Source organism: Sporosarcina sp. P29 (genome assembly GCF_002743265.1).
In the GTDB taxonomy this organism is placed as follows: domain Bacteria; phylum Bacillota; class Bacilli; order Bacillales_A; family Planococcaceae; genus Sporosarcina.
Genome location: NZ_PDYX01000011.1, coordinates 66,392 through 85,838 on the forward strand (window position 1 = coordinate 66,392; position 19,447 = coordinate 85,838).

Sequence of the window (19,447 nt, forward strand, 5' to 3'; positions counted from 1 at the left end):
AGATTCGCTAGCTTCCGCTTAAAATCAACTAGAATCGTTTTCTTTAGGAGGAGAAACGCTCATACTTTCATCTAAGCGCTCATACTTCCACGACATCCGCTCATAAATCTTTATAGACGCTCTATGATTCCCCTTGAGCGCTCTATCAATCCATTTAACCGCTCTATGAAATGGGTTAGGCGCTCTATGCCTGTTACCAATTCTTGCCCATCAAGTTGACTTTTCAGGAATATGTCTAGCTTTAAAGGAATAGGATGATATATTGTCGAACAATTCTAATAGGGACAACTTACGAAAATTATATGAAGTAGAGAGGAGTAGTTTTGATGAAGCTGACGAATTATATCGATGGTATGTGGCAGGAGGAAGCGGCTAGTTATGCTGCTGTGCTTAATCCGGCGAATGGGGAAGAGTTGGCGCAGGTGCCTTTGTCGACGGAAGAAGAAGTGGGTATGGCGGTGGCTGCGGCGAAGGAGGCGCAGAGGAAGTGGGCTTTGGTGCCGGCGCCTAAGCGTGCGGATTATCTCTATGAAATTGGCCATATAATGAAAGATAAAAAAGAACATCTAGCGCAAGTGTTGACGAAGGAAATGGGTAAAGTAATAGAAGAAGCCCGTGGTGAGGTGCAAGAAGGAATTGATATGGCGTTTTACATGGCGGGAGAAGGACGACGATTGTTCGGTGAAACAGTGCCGTCGGAGTTGCAGGATAAGTTTGCGATGAGCGTTCGTGCACCGATTGGTGTGGTCGGTCTCATTACACCGTGGAATTTCCCGATTGCGATTGCTACGTGGAAGTCGTTTCCGGCGATTGTGGCAGGGAATACATTCATTTGGAAACCAGCGACGGAAACGCCGTTGATGGCGTATGAAATGGCGTTGATTTTTGAAGAAGCTGGCTTGCCGCGTGGTGTCGCGAACATTGTCTTCGGTTCCGGCTCAGACGTTGGTACTGCACTGATCGAACATCCGGACGTACGCGTTATTTCATTTACTGGCTCGACCGAAACAGGTCGCCAAGTTGCGGAATTAGGTGGTCGTCACTTGAAGAAAATCTCTCTTGAAATGGGTGGCAAGAATGCAGTGATCGTGCTTGAAGATGCAGATATCGAGCTGGCGGTAGAAGGTATATTATGGAGCGCATTTGGAACGGCAGGGCAGCGCTGCACAGCTTGTAGTCGGGTCATCGTTCATACAGACGTGAAAGAAGAATTGCAGAAACGTCTACTAGAAAGCATGAAAGGCCTAACAATGGGTGATGGACTGGATGAAACGGTAAAAGTCGGTCCTGTGATTAATGCAAAAGCGCTGGAGAAAATCCAAAGCTATATCGAAATCGGCAAAAGCGAAGGCGCAAATCTAGTGGCGGGTGGAAACGTGTTGAATGAAGGTAAATTTTCTACTGGACATTATTTCGAGCCCACATTATTTGCAGATGTCGCATGGGATAGCCGACTCGCGCAGGAAGAAATATTTGGCCCGGTCATTTCATTGATTACGGTTAGCAGTCTGGATGAGGCAATCGAAGTGAATAACAGCGTCGCATACGGCTTATCCAGTTCCATTTTCTCGCAAGATGTTAATAAAGTATTCCGCGCACAACGCGACCTGGATACAGGCATCGTCTATATTAACGCAGGCACAACGGGCGCTGAAATTCATTTGCCGTTTGGTGGAACGAAAGGTACGGGGAACGGTCATCGAGACTCTGGTGTTGCGGCACTCGACGTCTTTACGGAATGGAAGAGCATTTACATCGATTACAGCGGCAAGTTGCAACGCGCGCAAATCGATACGGAATGAACTCACAGGAAGAAGGGATGAGCAGATGAAAGTTGTTGTATTAGGTGCTGGATTAATGGGAAAAGAAGTCGTTCGTGATTTAGTCAAGCAGGATGAAGTGAAGAAAGTGTATCTCGCAGACCGCGCCATTCGGCAAGCGGAAGATTTCGCCGAAGAACTCATGAATGAAAAACTCGACATTTTATTGCTCGATGCGACGAATGAAGAGCAACTCAGTGATGTAATCGGGCTTGGGGATATCGTCGTCAACGCACTGTTTTATACATTCAATGAATCAGTCGCCCGCTGTGCAGTAGAACGTGGCGTTCATGTTGTGGACTTAGGTGGACATATCGGTGGAGCAACGGAGAAAGTTCTCGCGCTAAGCGAACAGGCTGCTGCGAAAGGCGTGACGCTCATTCCAGACCTCGGCGTGGCGCCCGGCATGATTAATATTCTGGCAGGTTATGGTGCGTCCTTACTCGATGAAACTAAGTCAATCAAACTTTATGTAGGCGGAGTTCCAGTCAAACCCGAGCCGCCACTAAACTATAATGTTGTCTTTTCATTGGAAGGATTATTCGATCATTACACGGATTCGTCTCGCGTTATGCGAAATGGCGAAGTGAAGGAATTGCCTTCATTATCGGAAATTGAAACGTTGGAATTCGATGGCTATGGCGAAATGGAAGCCTTCCATACATCAGGCGGTACGTCGACGATGCTCGAGTCATTTCCTACTATCGAAACACTAGAATACAAGACCATCCGCTACCCGGGCCATGCAGACAAGGTTCAAGTATTAGTCGATCTCGGCTTACTGTCTAGAGAATCCACGATCCGAGTAGATGGTAGACCACTACGTGTGCGCGACGTCATGCTCGCCCATTTGACGCCACAATTACGCCTTGGGGATAAATCGGATGCCGTCTTACTTCGCGTCATTGTGAGTGGTAGTAAAGGCGGGCAAGCGCATACGGTGACATTTAATATGATTACCGAAAAGGACCAGAACACGAATGAAACGGCTATGGCACTCGCAACAGCCAACACCATTTCTGTCGTAGCACAAATGATTGGCAATGGAGTCATCACAAAAAGAGGCGCTTATCCACCGGAAAACATCGTGCCCGGCAAACTGTATATCGCAGAAATGATGAAACGCGGAGTTGTCATTGACGTACAACAGGCCTGATACAGTATATACTGGTAGGAAAGCGTGGATTTAGATCTCAACAGACCATCTCCTCGTATTTCTAAGGAGTGAAGTGAAATGCAGAAACAAACATTAAATACATCACAGATGGGATTACAGCATCTCGCAACGAATCGACGGACGTTGAATAGGTTATTCAAATTCGTGCTAGTAGACTTCGGATTTCTCGACCATATTCCGTTCCCGATTATGCGTAAAGCGCTGAAGAAAAACATCTTGCGTGCAGTCTATTTGACGGACGGCATCAACGTTTACGGCTATGCCATCTATCAAGAAATCCCAAAGTATGGGGGTATTCACGTACTCTACTTGGCAATAGCGCCGGAATTCCGTTCGTATGGCTTAGGCAGCGTCATGCTTCGCCGTCTAGATGCGCTATCACCAGCGGGAATTTTACTCGAAGTGGAAGACCCTGACTTTTCCCGAAATGAAGAAGAATTATCTATTCGAACGCGACGTATCGCATTCTATGAACGGAATGGACTGACACTGGATCAATCAGTGAAGTTAACCAATTTTAAGCACCCATTATTATTGATGACGACTGTGCCATTGCCTACGTTGAACGAGCGTCAGTTCAGGAAGTTTTATAGACAATTGTATAATCGTGTATACCGCGTACCAGTAGGACAGATTGCGGTAAACGCACGCATCGTAAAAGCCTAGTTTCATTGTAAAGGAGGACACAAAGATGGACTTTACATTTACAGATGAACAAAACATGTTGCGAAAGACGGCAAGGCAATTTGTAGATGCGGAAATTATGCCGTATATTGCAAAATGGGATGCAGAGGGAAGTTTTGATAAAGGAATTTGGAGACGGCTCGCAGATCTTGGATTCATGGGTGTCTGTGTGCCGGAAAAGTACGGTGGCAGTGGGATGGACTATAATTCTTTGGCGATTTTATGCGAAGAACTCGAACGTGGAGATACAGCTTTTCGCACCGCAGTTTCCGTCCACATCGGTTTGAATTGTATGACGCTAATGCAGTGGGGGACGGAAGAGCAGAAGCAAAAGTATTTAGTGCCGCAAGCAAAAGGCGAGAAAATCGGCGCGTTCGGATTGACGGAACCGGGCGCGGGCTCGGATGTGTCCGCACTTCAGACGACAGCGGTTCGCGATGGCGATGACTATCTATTGAATGGTCAGAAAACGTGGATTTCACTTTGTGATTCAGCAGATAATTTTCTCGTTTTTGCTTATACGGATAAATCAAAGAAACACCATGGCATTAGTGCATTTATTGTAGAGCGCACGATGCCTGGATTTTCATCGAAGGCAATCAAAGGGAAGTATGGCATTCGTGCAGGTAACACCGGTGAGCTGTTCTTCGAAGACGTTCGTGTACCGGCTGCCAACTTACTAGGTGAAGAAGGCGAAGGGTTCAAAATTGCGATGGCAGCGCTCGATAACGGTCGTTTTACCGTAGCGGCAGGTGCAGTGGGCTTGTTGTATGCCTGTCTTGAATCGAGTGTAGAGTACGCAACAACGCGTGAAACATTCGGTAAGAAAATAGGTGAACACCAACTAGTCCAACAGATGATTGCAAAAATGGAAGCGGGTTATCAAATGAGCCGTCTTCTCGTCTATCGTGCCGGTGAGTTGAAAAATAGTGGTGTTCGGAATACACGTGAGACATCGCTCGCGAAGTGGCAAGCTTGCGATTTTGCCAATCAAGCAGCAGATGACGCCGTGCAGATCCATGGGGCGTATGGCTATTCGGATGAGTATCCGGTTGCTAGGTATTTACGCAATTCGAAGGCGCCTGTTATTTATGAAGGTACGCGAGAAATCCATACGATCATGCAGGCGGAGTATGTGCTTGGGGAGCGTAGAGATAAAAAGTTGAATCGTATGTTGCCTACGTGGCCATTTGAAGAATGAAAGCGATGCGGTAAGCCAGAGTGAATGGCTTACCGCTTCGTTTTTTGTGTGGAGTTCATAATTGTACCGGAATGATGCGGTCACTCTCCATTTATTCCAAATTAAGAGCCGACAAAGTCTCCACCATCAACGTGGATCGTCTGGCCAGTCATGTAACTCGAGTCCTGTGAAGCGAGGAATACATACGCAGGTGCGTTCTCAGCAGGCTGTCCACGACGTTTCATCGGTGTGTCTGCTCCGTGTTCAGCGACTGTTTTCGCGTCGAACGTAGAAGGGATCAGCGGCGTCCAGATAGGTCCTGGTGCTACCGCGTTCACTCGAATCCCTTTCTCCGATAAATTTAACGCTAATGAACGTGTGAAACTGGTGATGGCCCCTTTGGTCGCGGAGTAATCGAGCAAACCAGGCGATCCGTTATAAGCTGTAATGGAAGAAGTGTTGACTATGCAGTCGCCTTTTTTCATATGTGCAATGGCTGCTTTTGACATAAAGAACAATCCAAAGAAGTTCGTTTCAAACGTTTCTTTCAATTGCTCTTCAGTAATATCCTCGATGGACTGTTGTGGAAATTGTTTTCCGGCATTGTTAACTAGTATATTAAGAGCGCCAAAGTCATCAATCACTTGTTTGACCAACTGTTTACAGTTCTTATCACTGCTAATATCGGTTTGATATCTCTTCGCTTTGCCACCGTATTTCTCAATGAGTGCAATCGTTTTATCGGCATCTTCATCTTCCTGATCAGCTAAATACGCGATAGCGACGTTCGCTCCTTCTTTCGCATAGGCAACCGCGACAGCGCGACCAATTCCGCTGTCACCACCTGTGATCAATGCGGTTTTTCCTTTAAGTTTATCAGCACCTTTGAAATTCGGATCATCATAGATTGGCGCGGGATGCATCTCTTCCTCGACACCGGGCTGTGAAGATTGTGTCTGTCCGGATATATTATCATCAATTTTTTCGTATGGATTTTTACTCATGTGACATCCTCCTCAAAATATAGTTACCAAAAGTGTTCCCTGATTACCCATGAACAAACATCCAAATGTTCGATATAAAATACATCCAGGCCATCTTTTCGCGTGTTATAATAAAGTCGTGAAGTACTATATAACAGCTAAGGAGCGTGTCTTCGTGAATTTTCAACCTTCCCAAAAAATGTCCATTTTTTCACCAGCAATCTTTGGTGACTTAAAAGCAGCCGCCGAGTTAAAAAAAGCAACAGGTGCGCAAGTCGTCGATTTGAGTCTCGGCAGCCCGGATCTTCCACCTGACGAGCGTGTACGCCAAGCGTTATCTGAACAAAGCGCGTTAGCATCATCTTATGGCTATACACTAGGAGGAACGAAACGATTCCATGAAGCCGTCGCGAATTATTACAAACGTCGCACAGGTGTCATCATCAATCCCGATACAGAAGTCTTGCAGACAATGGGTTCGCAGGAAGGTCTCGTTCATTTACCTTTCGCGTTCTGTGACGAAGGAGATTACGTCCTGACGACGAATCCTGCCTACGTCGCCTATGACGCAGGTATTAAACTAGCAGGCGCAGTGCCTTACTACATGCCATTGCTTGCGGAAAACGGCTTTTTGCCTAATTTGAATGAAATCCCAGAAGACGTGCTGAAAAAGACTAAGCTTCTTATTCTGAACTTACCAGGAAACCCAGTACCGGCCATGCCAAGTGAAACCTTTTTCGAAGAAGTCGTAGCGTTTGCGAAAAAGTATGAAATCATCGTACTTCATGACGCGGCGTATTCCGAATACTATTTCACTGGCGACCGTCCAGCAAGTTTCCTCACAACACCGGGCGCAATGGAAGTCGGTTTGGAAATCAACTCACTATCTAAAAGCTTCAGCTTAGCAGGTGCACGGATCGCGTACTTCGTTGGAAATGCAGAAATGATCAAAGTCATACGTGAACTAAAATCCAATCTCGACTATGGAACATTTGGACCGATCCAAGAAGCCGCCATTGTTGCGCTTGATAACGGGGAAGAAATCACCGATCGCCTACGTGCTGAGTTCTCCAAACGCCACCATGCGTTAATGAATGGACTCGCATCACTAGGCTGGGAAACGACACCATCTGAAGGCGGTATGTTCGTCTGGGCGAAGTATCCATACGATATCGACGACATAGAATTCGTCTTCGAGGTCATCAAACAAGCGGGTGTCGTCATGGTACCCGGCAGCATCTTCGGCACGGCCGGTATTGGTTACGTCCGCCTTGCTCTCGTACAAAAAGTTGAATTAATCGAGAAAGCAATTGAACAACTGAGAGAATTATCGTTGGTTCGTGTGTAAATAAGGGCAAGGAAGAGCAGGGGTTTCTGCTCTTCCTTTTTTATAAAGAAGTGGGTCAAAACCAAGTCGATACTATACATCTTCTGCATACAGTAATTTATTACCGTAAAATATCTTTAAAAAAGGAATGGAGAGAGGGGGAGGTAGGATGACCCGCCAAGGAAAAGACCGAGACTACAAGAAAGATAACAGAATCCAACCCCGTAGGAAAAAGCAGGGTATTGTGATCTGGAGCGTTGTCGTAATCGCCACAGTACTGTTTCTGCTACTCGTGCTGCCGTTATTGCAAGAATCAAACACTGGAACTGAAAGTATTGTACCAGCTGTAGATCTTTACGAAGATTTAGAGGGTTTACAACTCAACGTGTTACAAGAAAAAGCGTTAGAAGATGGAAAAATCGAATACTTAATTGAAATAAGTAACGACACCAATAGGGTAATTCATCAGCCTGCATTAACCTTTAGCTTCGATGTGAAACTGAAGAACGGTTGGGCAGAGAACCCCTTCAAGTATTCAATAGATCTTGGATTGCAAATCGAACCGGGACAAAAAATGAAAGTGCCGCTCGCAGTTGATGTCAGTCTACTTAACCAGGAGAAGATCGATACCGATCACATTATGCTTGAAATGAAAGGCTATTTGGATGAACTGGAGCTTGAGAATTTATTTCATACGGGACAATCCATCAGTTACACGGAAGGTGACAGACAATGGAAGAAGCTATAATCACTCGATAAAAAGAGTGATTATAGATTTTTTTAATAGGATGTAACGAAACCCAAAGTTTTCAGTCTACTCTAATACATACTAAATAAGAGGAGATGAAAATTATGAATACAGGCAGATGGCTCATTGTATTAGGGGTAGCTGGAACGATTGGAATTCTTCTACTGATCAGCTTCCTGTTTTGGCCGAAAGTTGGCATTACATCTACAAAATCCGTGCTCGCGGGTCAGTCGCTGAATGTTTACTTTACAGATCCAGTGAAGGGGAACTTGGATGTTTCGCAGTTTCATGTGAAGAAAAGTAATACGAAAACTCCGGCCAAGCTTTCGTACGGAAATGGAAAAACGTCTTTGCAAGTAGGGGAGCTACAACCAGGGGACTATACATTGCATATCCCAGCGAATAGTTTTGGCATATGGAAACGCGCAGCGGACCAAGTGCTTTCATTCACCGTTCTCGAATCGGTACAGCCCGTTACTTCCATTAAGGAAATTGAGAACTTCTTTGAGCGAGTAGAACCTCAGGGACGCAGTGAAGTCATGGAGGAGTCTTCTTCGGAGGATAAAGCTTCTAGTGGCGGTGTCGATCATTCACAAACCAATCAACAAGTGGCGGGCGTAGATGAAGCGGATACTGTCAAAACGGATGGTGATTTCCTATACGATGTCCTAAATGGAGAAGGACTTATGATCACAGATATCCGCAATCCAAACGACATGGTCCGTGCCAGCAAGACCGACTTCACCGATGGATTTTATGCAAACCAACTATATGTAGATCAAGACAAAATGATAGTAATCGGTGGCCAAAATCTAGATGCCCCGACGTCTAATATGGATGTGGAAATTACTGAAGACCGCATAATGCCCACGCAGCAAATGTCGATCATCCGTGTGTACGACGTTACAGACCGCACAAATCCGAAACTTATTCGTGAAACAGGTGCAGAAGGCTACGTCATCGGAACACGTAAAATCGGACAATTTGTTTACATGATCACGAATAATCAGCCGTTCTTTTGGTATGATCATCCGACTCCCACAGAAGATCAGCTAGTACCAAAAATCTATGATTCTACAGCCAATCAAAAAGTGCAGGCGCTCTCACTCGATAAAATCTCAATTTTGCCAGGCGCGATGGAACCTTCCTACTCGGTCATCACGACACTCGATATTGAGTCGGGTGAAAAGGGGGGAGTGGATACGAAAGCTTATCTTGGCAGCGGTGAACAACTGTACATGTCTGCAAATCATCTGTATCTGACGTCTACAAACTACCAAGACAATCAGCAAAGCACTAGCGAAGTATTCAAATTCAGTCTCGACAAAACCAACGTCCATTTCCTACAAACGGCTCAACTAAAAGGGACTATCTTAAACCAGTTTTCGATGGATGAGCACAACGGCTATTTCCGTACAGTAACAACAGAAGGAAATCTCTGGGATGAACGCAACAAAGCGAAAAACCATTTATTCATTCTTGATGAAAATATGAAGCAAGTCGGTTCAGTCGAAAATCTAGCGGTCAATGAACGGATATACTCCGCACGATTCCTAGGAGACAAAGCGTATATGGTAACATTCCGCGAAACGGATCCACTATTCGTCATGGATGTTGCGGATCCGAATAATCCGAAAGTGCTCGGTGAACTCAAGATTCCTGGCTTCAGCAACTACTTGCATCCGCTTGACGAAGGCCATTTAATCGGCTTCGGCTATGAAACCATCGCAAAGAAAAATCCCCAAGGTGGCGCACCTATTATCCAAACAGGCGGCATGAAAATCTCTGTATTCGACGTGACCGATTTTGCGAATCCAAAAGAAACCGCATCTGAAATCATCGGCGGCCAAGGTACTTATTCGTCAGTCCAGCAAGATCATCACGCCTTATTTATCCATCCGAACCGCAACTTATTCGGCTTTCCGATTTCAGTATATGAGCAATCCCAGCGTGACAACATCTTGGATCTACAAAGCTCAGGCGCCATGATTTACGAAATCACAGCGGAACGCGGCATTGTCAAAACAGCTGATTTGACCAAGCGCATGACAAATGACTACATGGACTGGGAAAAAGAAATCCAACGTCTGTTGTATAGCGGCAATTCACTCTACACGATTTCCATAAATGAAGTAAACAGCTACACATTAGATCATTACACACCGCTAGATACGTTAGAAAGAGCTAGCTATACACCAGACAGTGTGCCGGCACGTGAATCGATAGAAAAGTAAGGTTTGGGCGCTCACTACGATTAGTGGGCGTTCATTTAGTTTGTTAAGTGCTCTATCATGGTCGAGTTTCGCTCAATGAAGCTGGTCGAGCGCTCTATCATGGCTGCTATCCGCTCAAAGCCTCGTGTCAATCGCTCAATGGCGGCTGCTATCCGCTCAAAGCCTCGTGTCAATCGCTCAATGGCGGCTGCTATCCGCTCAATGCCTCGTGTCAAACGCTCAATCGCAGCTGCCATCCGCTCAAAGCCTCGTGTCAAACGCTCAATCGCTGCTGCTATCCGCTCAATGCCTTGTTTCAAACGCTCAATCGCCGCGGCTATCCGCTCATACACACCCCTATACCAATCAAAAAAGGTTGTCTTTTCACCTCCCGTACAGTAAGCTGTAGTCAAACGCACTAAGACCCACCACAACTGAACAAGATAGACAAAAATGGAGCCCTTTCTTTATGAAAGGAGCTCCATCTAATTTGGTGGCGATACTTTATTTAATTTCAATCTGCTCAGCAGGCATTGGCATTCCGATGAAATGACCTTGCATAGCATCGATGCCCATTTCTTTTAGCAACTCAAATTGCTGTTCATTGCTAACGCCTTCAGCGATCGTATATAAGTTAATCTTTTTGGAAAGTTGGATCAATCCTTCAACCAATTTCTGTGTCTTCGGATTGCTCAACAACGCATCGATAAAGACGCGGTCAATTTTGACACTGGAGATTGGCAAGTGTTGTAAGTAGCGCAACGATGCGTATCCAGAGCCGAAATCATCGAGAGTGAACTGTAAACCGAGGTTTTGTAGTTCGGACATTTGCGCTAGAACGGATTGTTCTTCTTCTGCTTTAAGCGCGAATTTCTCCGTGAACTCTAGATGCACTTTATTCGCGGGGCAACCCGTTTCATTTAAGATGGAGATTAACCGGTCTTTCCATTGTGGATTCAAAGATTCACGAATGGAAGAGTTAATGGAAATACTCATATCATTACCGGCGCGATGCCATTTCGTTACGAACGTCATCGCTTCTTCTGCCACATATGCACCGATTTCTTCAATCAATCCGTTTTCTTCTGCAATCGGGATTAATTCGTCAGGACTGATGACGCCTAGATCTTCATCCTCCCAACGAACGAGCGCTTCGTAGCAAGTAATTTTCTCGCTCGCCACATCGAATTGGGGCTGATACGCTACATGTAATGAATTGCGATCTAGTGCAGTCAGCATCTTGCGGTCAATTTCCAAACGTCGGTTCAGAATTTTATGGGACTGGGCAGATAGTGAAGCAATCCGTCCGCCACCTTGACTAATGACGTCGTCTGCAGCAGTCATCGCGACTTTGTACAATTGCGTGTATGTTTTCTGATCTTCAGGGAAGCGGACAATCCCGCCACTAATCGAAAGTGTTTGGGCATTGTGGCTGAGGTAGATCGGCTGTTGTTTTAAGAAATCATAGAAACCTTGAATATACCAATCACCGAAAGCCGTCAGCACGACAAAGCTATTCGTATCGATACGCGCAATCGGACTGTCCTGGAAGTAGCGCTTTAATCGGTTGGTGAATTCTTGAATCAGCTGCGTCTCAGATTCTTGAGATTGCAGCTCTTTCATAGTGTAGTAATGATCAATCGTCAAATAGACGAATGAAAAATTGGTAGCACTAGCGATGGACGTATTCACTACTTGTTCCAGCTTGTGGCGGCTCATGAGGCCCGTTTCTACATCAATGAAAGCAATTTCACCTAAGCGTTCCTGTAAGCGAATATCTTCTGTAATATCCAGTTCCAGAAAGAACACAGATTGCAGTTCTCCGAAATTGGAAAGGGTAGGGACAGCGAGTGTATTGACAAAGAACGGTTCGCCTAAGCGAGTCATTTTTTCTATTTTACCCACCCATGTTTTTCCGGATAGCAAACAATCCCAAATGGAGTTCGCTATTTCCTGACTTTCGGCTCTGTCCGAAAACATTTGCCAGAATGATTTACCTAAGATGCGCTTGGGAGTCCAACCACTAACAGTTAGGTAGTTTTGGTTGGCATAGGTTATTAGACCTTCGCCGTCAGTATGTGTAACTAATTGGTATTTATTTAGACTATCGACTAGTGCCTGATGTTCGCTAGTCTCTGGTAATGGAATTGCATGCATAGAGGTACTCCTTTCCAATCTACTATATAACTATTATAAATGAAGTTTCAGTGTTGTCTATGTCTCATATGTGAATTTTATACTATATGAGTAAAAACGCAAGAAATTAGTAAGGGGTGAGAGATCATGTTGCGATTAAAAGGAATTATCATGATTATTATAGGTTCGATGTTATGGGGCGCTACGGGGCCAATGATGGAGTGGATTTTGAACCATAGTGACATGTCCGTTTCGATGATGTTAATCCTACGTTTGACGATCGCTGGTGCCGTGGTTCTATTACTATTGAAAGCAAAAGGCATACAGGTCGGTCGTCCTATGAGACAGAAGTTGTGGTTGCGTAAAATGGTGATGTTCGGCGTGATCGGAATGCTTGGTGTACAGTTTGGGTTCGTCCAAACCATCGCACATAGTGACGCGGTAGTCGCGACTTTATTCCAGTTCGTTGCACCAGTCTATATCATCATTTTGCTTTCACTCTTACAGAGGTCCTTCCCGCCAGGTAGCCAAGTAATCGGTATGGTCGTTGCGTTATTCGGCTTGATCTTACTTTTGACAAATGGTTCATTCTCAAGCATGTCATTAGATACAACCGCAATTGTGTGGGGAGTCATTGTAGGATTCGCTTTCACTTTTTATACGTTATACCCTGTAGTACTTATGGCAGAGTGGGGTGTTTTGCTCGTCGTCGGCTGGGGAATGTTCATTGGCGGCATGACTTTATTCATCATTAACTTGCCGATGTTCTTCATGAATCTTGGTGCTCTGCTCAACGGTCCGGCGATGGGTATGTTGTTACTCGTCATCATTATGGGAACACTTGCATTCATTATGTTCCTGCAAAGTATGACGTATATTTCACCCGTGGAAACGAGCGTGCTTTCCAGTTTCGAACCGCTCACGGCAATGATTGTTTCCGTGTTCTGGCTTGGTCAGACGATGGGTGTCTGGCAAATTAGTGGCGCGGCGATCATGCTCGTTGGAGTTGTCTGGTTATCTATCGGTGGCAATCGCAAGAAGAAAACGGCACCGTTCCCAGAAACCATCCAAGAGTACGATCATAGCGAAGTATAGCTTTTCACCTGTACACGCTGTATTCCTATATGACATAATGAAGGGAAAGACCGCACGTAAAGGGTGAATCAGATGAAGACGGTTTTTCGCTATGCACTGCCTTATAAATGGCCAATGTTTATCGCTATTCTACTTATGTTACTTGAACTATCGGTCGAATTAATTCAGCCATTGCTGATTGGTAGAATTATAGATGAAGGAATTATGAAAGAAGACTTGAACACGGTTGTAATTTGGGGGAGTGTCATGATGGCACTCGCCTTCGTGGCGCTCTTTTCGGGCGTCATCAATTCCTATTTCGCTGCACATGCCGCGCAAAGTTTCGGTTATGATCTAAGGCAAGCATTGTTTCAGCGCGTCCAGACGTTTTCGCTTGCGGCATTCCTTCGCTTTCCGACGTCTAGTCTTATTACACGTTTGACAAGTGACGTAACGCTTGCACAAAATGCCCTCTTTATGGGATTGCGAATTATGGCACGAGCACCGTTAATGGTGCTCGGCAGTCTGATTATGGCATTCGTCGTCAGTCCGAAGCTCGCAGTATTTCTACTGATTGGCGCTCCGTTCCTCGCAGTATTTCTCGTCGTCATGGCACGCAAAGGAGTCCGTTTATTTGGTCTAGTGCAGCGTCGTTTGGACGGGGTGAATCAACTCGTACAAGAAAATCTACAAGCGGTTCGTCTCATTAAAGCCTATTTACGAGGTGTTTTTGAAACGGACCGTTTTTCCACAGCAGCACGTGCACTGAAAAAGGATAGTGTGCATGCGATGCGCTTAATGGAACTAATTTTGCCTGTCTTACTGTTCATCATGAATGTCAGCTTCATGGTGGTTCTCTGGTTCGGTGCAGATGAAGTCCGTAACTCCAATATGCCCGTCGGAGATATCGTAGCCATTGTCAACTATACGATGCGCATGACAAGTGCCTTCTCGATGTTCTCCTTTTTGATCGTCATCTTCTCACGCGCAAAAGCGTCTTCCGATCGAATGGAAGAACTGCTAGTTGCCGATGGGGATCTCGAAAAGCTTGCGATAGCTGACAATCTCCACCAAGGCGCAGTTTCTGTACGCTTTGAACACGTATCATTCCGTTATGCAGGAACGACTGAAGATGTGCTAAGAGACGTGTCGTTCGAAGTTCCGGCGGGCGAGAAACTCGTCATTATGGGGGCTACTGGCTCCGGTAAATCGACGATGCTTCAACTACTCCCGCGCATGTTCACTGCAACGGAAGGCACGGTGTGGGTCAACGGCAAAAACATAGCGGACTGGCCGCTTGATACGTTACGGAACTTGATCGGCTACGTGCCCCAGCAATCCATGCTCTTTACAGGTTCGATCGCCAATAATCTATCATGGGGTAAACCGAACGCCACTGCGAATGAAATGGAAGAGGCCGCTAAGAAAGCACAAATTCATTCGTCTATCATGGACTTTACGGGTGGTTATGAAACACGAGTCGGACAGCGCGGCGTGAATTTATCTGGCGGCCAAAAACAGCGTCTGTCGATTGCTCGGGCATTAATCCGTAAACCATCCTTACTAATTCTGGATGATAGTACGAGTGCGCTCGATGTCAAAACCGAATCTTCATTATGGGACGCATTGCAGGAAGAAGATACGACGATGCTGATCGTTACGCAAAAAATTCAAACCGCTCAAATTGCGGATGCGATTTTATTATTATCTGATGGCAAGATCGTGGGCTATGGTACGCATGAAGAGCTACTTCAAACGTCTAGCTTCTATCGGGAAATTGCGGAGTCGCAACAGAATGGGGGAGTGGCATGATGCGAAAACCATTCGGCTATGAACCTATTATCCAGAAAGAAGATTTATCAAAGGTACAGCGGAAAAAGGTTCAAAAAGCAAGCAACTGGCAGTCCGTGCTCTTACGCATTTGGCATTTGATCGATCAACAACGTGGATTACTGATCACAGTCATGACACTCGTTTTAATCAGTTCAGCCCTCGCGCTAATCGGCCCATTGTTGATTGGAAACATGATCGACCAATACATTATTCCGAAGAAAGTGGACGGGCTTAGTATGCAGATTGGCTTATTACTACTCGTATATGCAGGCTTTTCATTGTCTACGTATTTTCAAAACTACTGGATGGTCGGAATCGCACAACAAACAGTCTATCGTCTGCGCACGCAATTATTTGGCCATCTACAGAAGCTGCCCATCCGATTCTTCGATAAACGGCAGCACGGCGAATTGATGAGTCGCGTGACGAATGATATCGAGAATGTCAGCCAGACGTTGAATTCCTCGTTGATCCAAGTGTTCTCAAGTGTTCTGACACTAGTCGGTACCGTATCGATTATGCTGTATCTCAGTCCGTTATTGACGTTGCTAACTATGATCATCGTACCTTTAATGTTCATTGCCATGCGCTGGATCACTCGGCGTACGGGTATTTTATTTAAAGAACAGCAGCGCGCAATTGGTGAATTAAACGGCATGATTGAGGAAACGGTTTCCGGTCAACGAGTCGTCAAAGCGTTCTCACAGGAACAGAACGTTATGGAAGAGTTTGCGAAAAAAAGTGAACGTCTTCGAACAGCAGGTTTCTGGGCGCAGACGTATTCAGGTTTCATTCCAAAAGTCATGAACACACTGAATAATATGTCGTTCGCGATAGTTGCAGGGGTTGGCGGACTGCTGGCGGTGACAGGATATGGTGGCGTAACGGTCGGAACGATTGTTATCTTCAGTGAGTACGCAAGGCAATTTACACGACCGTTGAACGATTTGGCCAATCAATTCAATACCGTCCTCTCTGCCATCGCAGGAGCGGAAAGAGTGTTTGCCATTATGGACGAGCCGGTGGAAAAAGATGAAGCAATGAAGCGAATCGAAACATTACATGGCGATGTCGAGTTCCGCAATGTGTCGTTTGGCTATGAAGAGGAAGCGATTATTAAGAATCTAAGTTTCCATGTTAAATCAGGCGAAACGGCTGCCTTTGTTGGAGCAACAGGGGCAGGGAAGACGACGATCATGCAACTTCTGTCACGCTTCTATGAAATAGACAGCGGCCAAATTTTGCTCGATGGTATTCCAATTAATGAACTGCCACGCCATACTGTGCGCAGTCAAATGGCCTTCGTCTTGCAAGATCCGTTCTTGTTCGAGGCGACAGTGCGCGAAAACATTCGCTACGGCCGACTTGACGCAACGAACGAAGAAGTGGAAGAAGCTGCAAAAAAAGCCAATGCCCACAGCTTCATCTGCAAACTATCAAACGGCTATGATACAGTGCTAACAGCAGGTGGCGAAGAAATATCACAAGGACAAAAACAACTGTTGTCCATTGCCCGTGCGCTAGTGGCGGATCCGACCTTGCTGTTGCTGGACGAAGCGACGAGCAGCATCGATACAGTAACGGAGCTCGCGATACAGGAAGCATTGGAACGTCTCATGGAAGGTCGAACGAGCTTCGTCATCGCCCACCGTTTGAACACGATTAGACAAGCAGACAAAATCTTCGTACTAGCAGACGGCGAGCTACTCGAATCTGGTAGCCACGAAGAACTACTGAAACGCAAAGGCGTGTTTTACGGGATGCTGAATAATGAAGAGTAAATGAAGGGGAGGAAGCGGTTGATCGCAGCCATCTACTTACTCTTTGTCTATGATATTGAATAAATAGAACATGAACGAGCATCGCATTTAGCGGTGCTTTTTTGGTTTTTCACTTAATTAAAACACTTTTGGAATTTTATGTATACTTGTAGTATAGTAACTGAAAGCGTGTAATCAGAATAACTAAACTCAGTCAAATAGATTCTGAATATTTTAAAATATGAACACTTTTACATTTTATATACGTATAAATAGTAGAACTGTGATGGTTCAAGAATCGAATCGAATCGAAAAGGAGGGTATTTATGAGAAAGTTCTTTTATTACTTCGGATGGACAATAGTTATAGGGGTTCTTATTTATTTAGGTGACAAATATCAGTTCCTGTTGAAACAAGATTTTATGAAAAATTTTGAAGTACTATCATTTGTTCTGTTTTCATCCATATTTCCTATTGGTATAGGAATATTGCTCAGGTTGCCAAAACTTATAATTGAAATGAAAGAGGATAGACAATGGACTTTTGATTGGGCTAAATTCATGGGCGTTGGGTTGCCATCTCTTGGTGTATTATCTATGTGTGTAGTAATCTTTACACCCACGGGCGAAAACCTTATTCCGCTAGTACCGGAAATCTTGTATTTTGGAAACTCCACAATTCAAACAATAGCCGGTGTGGTGTTTGGGTTTATCTTGTTAGACAGTGTAAAGAAATAATGAATTGCATGTATATTAATGAGTGTCGTTGTTGGAGAAATGTTATGGCTGAAACGGGCCATTTTGTTAAGTAATATAGGGGGGACGACAATGAGCGATAAATCTACTTTAGCCGTCATTTTACTTGCAATACCCATACTTATCGCAGTTTTTATTATTATTAACCCGAATATATTACTCTCGGGAGGCTATGAATTAGCTCTTGATGGGTATGTAATATCAAGAACTTTAATGATTATTTTCGTATTATCTTTGCTATTTAAATTAGGTTTGTTTTTAGTCGAGCAAAAAGACAAATAACTTTTTATCAGAATCAGGGGCATTAGCAGCATAGCTTTGTTCCAGGACAAGGCCATATTGTTTAAAGGAGGGTGGAAAAATGGAAACTATTTCTCAAGTATTAAATTACAACAATCCAATTTTTTATTTACTCATTACTTGGTCATTAATTTGGAAAGGGATAGCACTTTGGCATGCAGGTGGTAATAGGCAACTAGCATGGTTTATTATTCTACTGGTAGTCAATACAGTTGGGATTCTAGAAATTATTTATCTCATTTTCTTCAGGAAAAATAAGCAATTAAATAAGTAGACTGTGTTCATGAATCTGGGCTTTTGTTATATAGGATTTGGAGGGATGGATAATGGCAAGTCAAGTTTTCGGTATGATTATTCTTTGGATAGCAGGGCTGTTCATTCTATATCTTGTGATTTTTAAAGCTGTCAAAGATGGTATTAATAGGTCTGTTGTGGGGCAATCTCTCGAAAAAGATTCTGATCAAGGTGGAAGTAAGAAATCCTGGCTTGATGATGATTTGGATAATTAACGACAAGGCCATTAATTGCAATAGGGGGGTAGTTCTTTAACAAGGATTTGCTCCCGTTTCAATAACGGACTAGGTGTTAAATACGAGAGTGGGAAATTTTAATGAAATTGAAAATATCAGCGTTATTATGCTATGTTTTTCTAATATTAGTTGCTTGCTCAGGGCAGCAAACATACCACTTTCAGGGAGAAAGCGAGAATTGGAATGTGGATTATACTATTAATAGTACAGGTGATAATTCTGAATCAGGTGATATTACGATTAAATATATAGGTGAAAATGAAACCCCAAAAGAAATTAATAGTAGTTCAGGGTCATCTTCTGGCAATGCGAGTTAAGTAATGGGATATTAAAAACATCTGGTTCCACTTTTTTAGGTTGTGCTGTTACAAAAGAAAATGAAAACTAGATGTAACTATAGAGTGGGATGAAAAAACAGAAAGATGTACTTTAAAGAATAAATAATCTTGAGCCTAAGGCTGTTTTAATGACTTGCTTTGAATATATAACTATTCCGTAATCGGGCCATTTTGTTTACGGATATATAAGCCTAAATTGGAAACGGAGGTGTTTTTGTTGGTGGAAAAAGGGTTGTTGTCGCTCTTTATTGTAGTACTTGCTATTATTTCATCATTTTTCATTCAGAATATTATTTTACTTGTTACTGTATGGATTATTTTTGCATTATCTATTTTCAATCTGTTTTTTGAAAAGGACACTAAAGATAAAGATGCTTAGGGATAAGGCCATATCGTGATTATTCCAGAAAAGGGCGCGATTGCTGCATAATTGATCGTACTTGTATCGCAATCTGGCCATTATGTTACTCAAACCAGAAGAAAGAAAAACTATTTTATTGAAAATAGATGAAAGATGGCGATTGGGATTACTTTTAAAGATGAAAAATGTCTACACATTTACGCTCAGGAATTTCCGCACGATGGGGCA

General features: G+C 44.1%; 18 protein-coding genes. 15 read left to right on the plus strand and 3 right to left on the minus strand.

The window, feature by feature from the left end; translation table 11 throughout:
* Positions 1-326 precede the first annotated feature (326 nt).
* From CSV68_RS10905 to CSV68_RS10920, 4 genes are all read left to right on the plus strand, one after another.
* A complete protein-coding gene (locus CSV68_RS10905; protein ID WP_099662143.1) occupies positions 327-1,802 on the plus strand; it encodes an aldehyde dehydrogenase family protein in 1,476 nt (491 codons plus the stop codon).
* 25 nt (positions 1,803-1,827) lie between these two features.
* On the plus strand, positions 1,828-2,976 hold the full coding sequence (locus CSV68_RS10910; protein ID WP_099635094.1) for a saccharopine dehydrogenase family protein: 1,149 nt from the start codon (positions 1,828-1,830) through the stop codon (positions 2,974-2,976).
* A gap of 78 nt (positions 2,977-3,054) precedes the next feature.
* Entirely contained in the window at positions 3,055-3,663 is a 609-nt protein-coding gene (locus tag CSV68_RS10915; RefSeq protein ID WP_099635095.1) for a GNAT family N-acetyltransferase, read from the plus strand.
* 25 nt (positions 3,664-3,688) lie between these two features.
* On the plus strand, positions 3,689-4,882 hold the full coding sequence (locus CSV68_RS10920) for an acyl-CoA dehydrogenase family protein (protein ID WP_099662144.1): 1,194 nt from the start codon (positions 3,689-3,691) through the stop codon (positions 4,880-4,882).
* Positions 4,883-4,983: 101 nt separating this feature from the next.
* Here CSV68_RS10920 and CSV68_RS10925 read toward each other — a convergent pair whose 3' ends face one another.
* Positions 4,984-5,865, minus strand: coding sequence for an SDR family oxidoreductase (locus tag CSV68_RS10925; RefSeq protein WP_099635097.1), 882 nt, complete (start codon positions 5,863-5,865; stop codon positions 4,984-4,986).
* Between the two features lie 154 nt (positions 5,866-6,019).
* On the opposite strand from CSV68_RS10925, the gene CSV68_RS10930 reads away from it, so the two are divergent.
* The 3 genes from CSV68_RS10930 (at position 6,020) to CSV68_RS10940 (ending at position 10,153) form a co-directional block, all read left to right on the plus strand.
* Positions 6,020-7,192 carry an aminotransferase class I/II-fold pyridoxal phosphate-dependent enzyme gene (locus tag CSV68_RS10930; RefSeq protein WP_099635098.1) on the plus strand — a complete coding sequence of 391 codons (1,173 nt, stop codon included), beginning with the start codon at positions 6,020-6,022 and terminating at the stop codon, positions 7,190-7,192.
* Between the two features lie 148 nt (positions 7,193-7,340).
* The gene (locus tag CSV68_RS10935; protein ID WP_099662145.1) at positions 7,341-7,919 is read left to right on the plus strand and encodes a hypothetical protein; all 579 of its coding nucleotides are present in this window, start codon (positions 7,341-7,343) and stop codon (positions 7,917-7,919) included.
* Positions 7,920-8,023: 104 nt separating this feature from the next.
* A complete protein-coding gene (locus tag CSV68_RS10940; RefSeq protein ID WP_158233515.1) occupies positions 8,024-10,153 on the plus strand; it encodes a beta-propeller domain-containing protein in 2,130 nt (709 codons plus the stop codon).
* A 35-nt stretch (positions 10,154-10,188) separates the two neighbouring features.
* Here the strand turns inward: CSV68_RS10940 and CSV68_RS10945 are convergent, their stop codons facing one another.
* Both CSV68_RS10945 and CSV68_RS10950 read right to left on the minus strand, forming a co-directional pair.
* A complete protein-coding gene (locus CSV68_RS10945) occupies positions 10,189-10,551 on the minus strand; it encodes a hypothetical protein (RefSeq protein ID WP_099662147.1) in 363 nt (120 codons plus the stop codon).
* Between the two features lie 85 nt (positions 10,552-10,636).
* Entirely contained in the window at positions 10,637-12,289 is a 1,653-nt protein-coding gene (locus CSV68_RS10950) for a sensor domain-containing protein (protein ID WP_099635102.1), read from the minus strand.
* Positions 12,290-12,415: 126 nt separating this feature from the next.
* On the opposite strand from CSV68_RS10950, the gene CSV68_RS10955 reads away from it, so the two are divergent.
* The 8 genes from CSV68_RS10955 to CSV68_RS10990 all read left to right on the plus strand — a co-directional run bounded on the left by CSV68_RS10955 (position 12,416) and on the right by CSV68_RS10990 (position 18,837).
* Positions 12,416-13,363, plus strand: coding sequence for a DMT family transporter (locus CSV68_RS10955; protein WP_099635103.1), 948 nt, complete (start codon positions 12,416-12,418; stop codon positions 13,361-13,363).
* 72 nt (positions 13,364-13,435) lie between these two features.
* Positions 13,436-15,154 carry an ABC transporter ATP-binding protein gene (locus CSV68_RS10960; protein WP_099635104.1) on the plus strand — a complete coding sequence of 573 codons (1,719 nt, stop codon included), beginning with the start codon at positions 13,436-13,438 and terminating at the stop codon, positions 15,152-15,154.
* Positions 15,151-16,956: an ABC transporter ATP-binding protein gene (locus tag CSV68_RS10965; RefSeq protein WP_483315678.1), complete on the plus strand. Its 1,806-nt coding sequence runs from the start codon at positions 15,151-15,153 to the stop codon at positions 16,954-16,956. The genes CSV68_RS10960 and CSV68_RS10965 overlap by 4 nt, the downstream gene beginning before the upstream one ends.
* Positions 16,957-17,261: 305 nt before the next feature.
* Positions 17,262-17,672, plus strand: coding sequence for a hypothetical protein (locus CSV68_RS10970; RefSeq protein WP_099635105.1), 411 nt, complete (start codon positions 17,262-17,264; stop codon positions 17,670-17,672).
* Between the two features lie 90 nt (positions 17,673-17,762).
* Positions 17,763-17,972, plus strand: coding sequence for a hypothetical protein (locus tag CSV68_RS10975; RefSeq protein WP_099635106.1), 210 nt, complete (start codon positions 17,763-17,765; stop codon positions 17,970-17,972).
* Positions 17,973-18,051: 79 nt separating this feature from the next.
* Complete coding sequence (locus CSV68_RS10980) at positions 18,052-18,264, plus strand: DUF5652 family protein (protein WP_099635107.1); 213 nt, start codon at positions 18,052-18,054, stop codon at positions 18,262-18,264.
* A gap of 52 nt (positions 18,265-18,316) precedes the next feature.
* A complete protein-coding gene (locus CSV68_RS10985) occupies positions 18,317-18,499 on the plus strand; it encodes a hypothetical protein (RefSeq protein WP_099662148.1) in 183 nt (60 codons plus the stop codon).
* A gap of 101 nt (positions 18,500-18,600) precedes the next feature.
* The gene (locus tag CSV68_RS10990; RefSeq protein ID WP_099662149.1) at positions 18,601-18,837 is read left to right on the plus strand and encodes a hypothetical protein; all 237 of its coding nucleotides are present in this window, start codon (positions 18,601-18,603) and stop codon (positions 18,835-18,837) included.
* Positions 18,838-19,447: the final 610 nt, after the last annotated feature.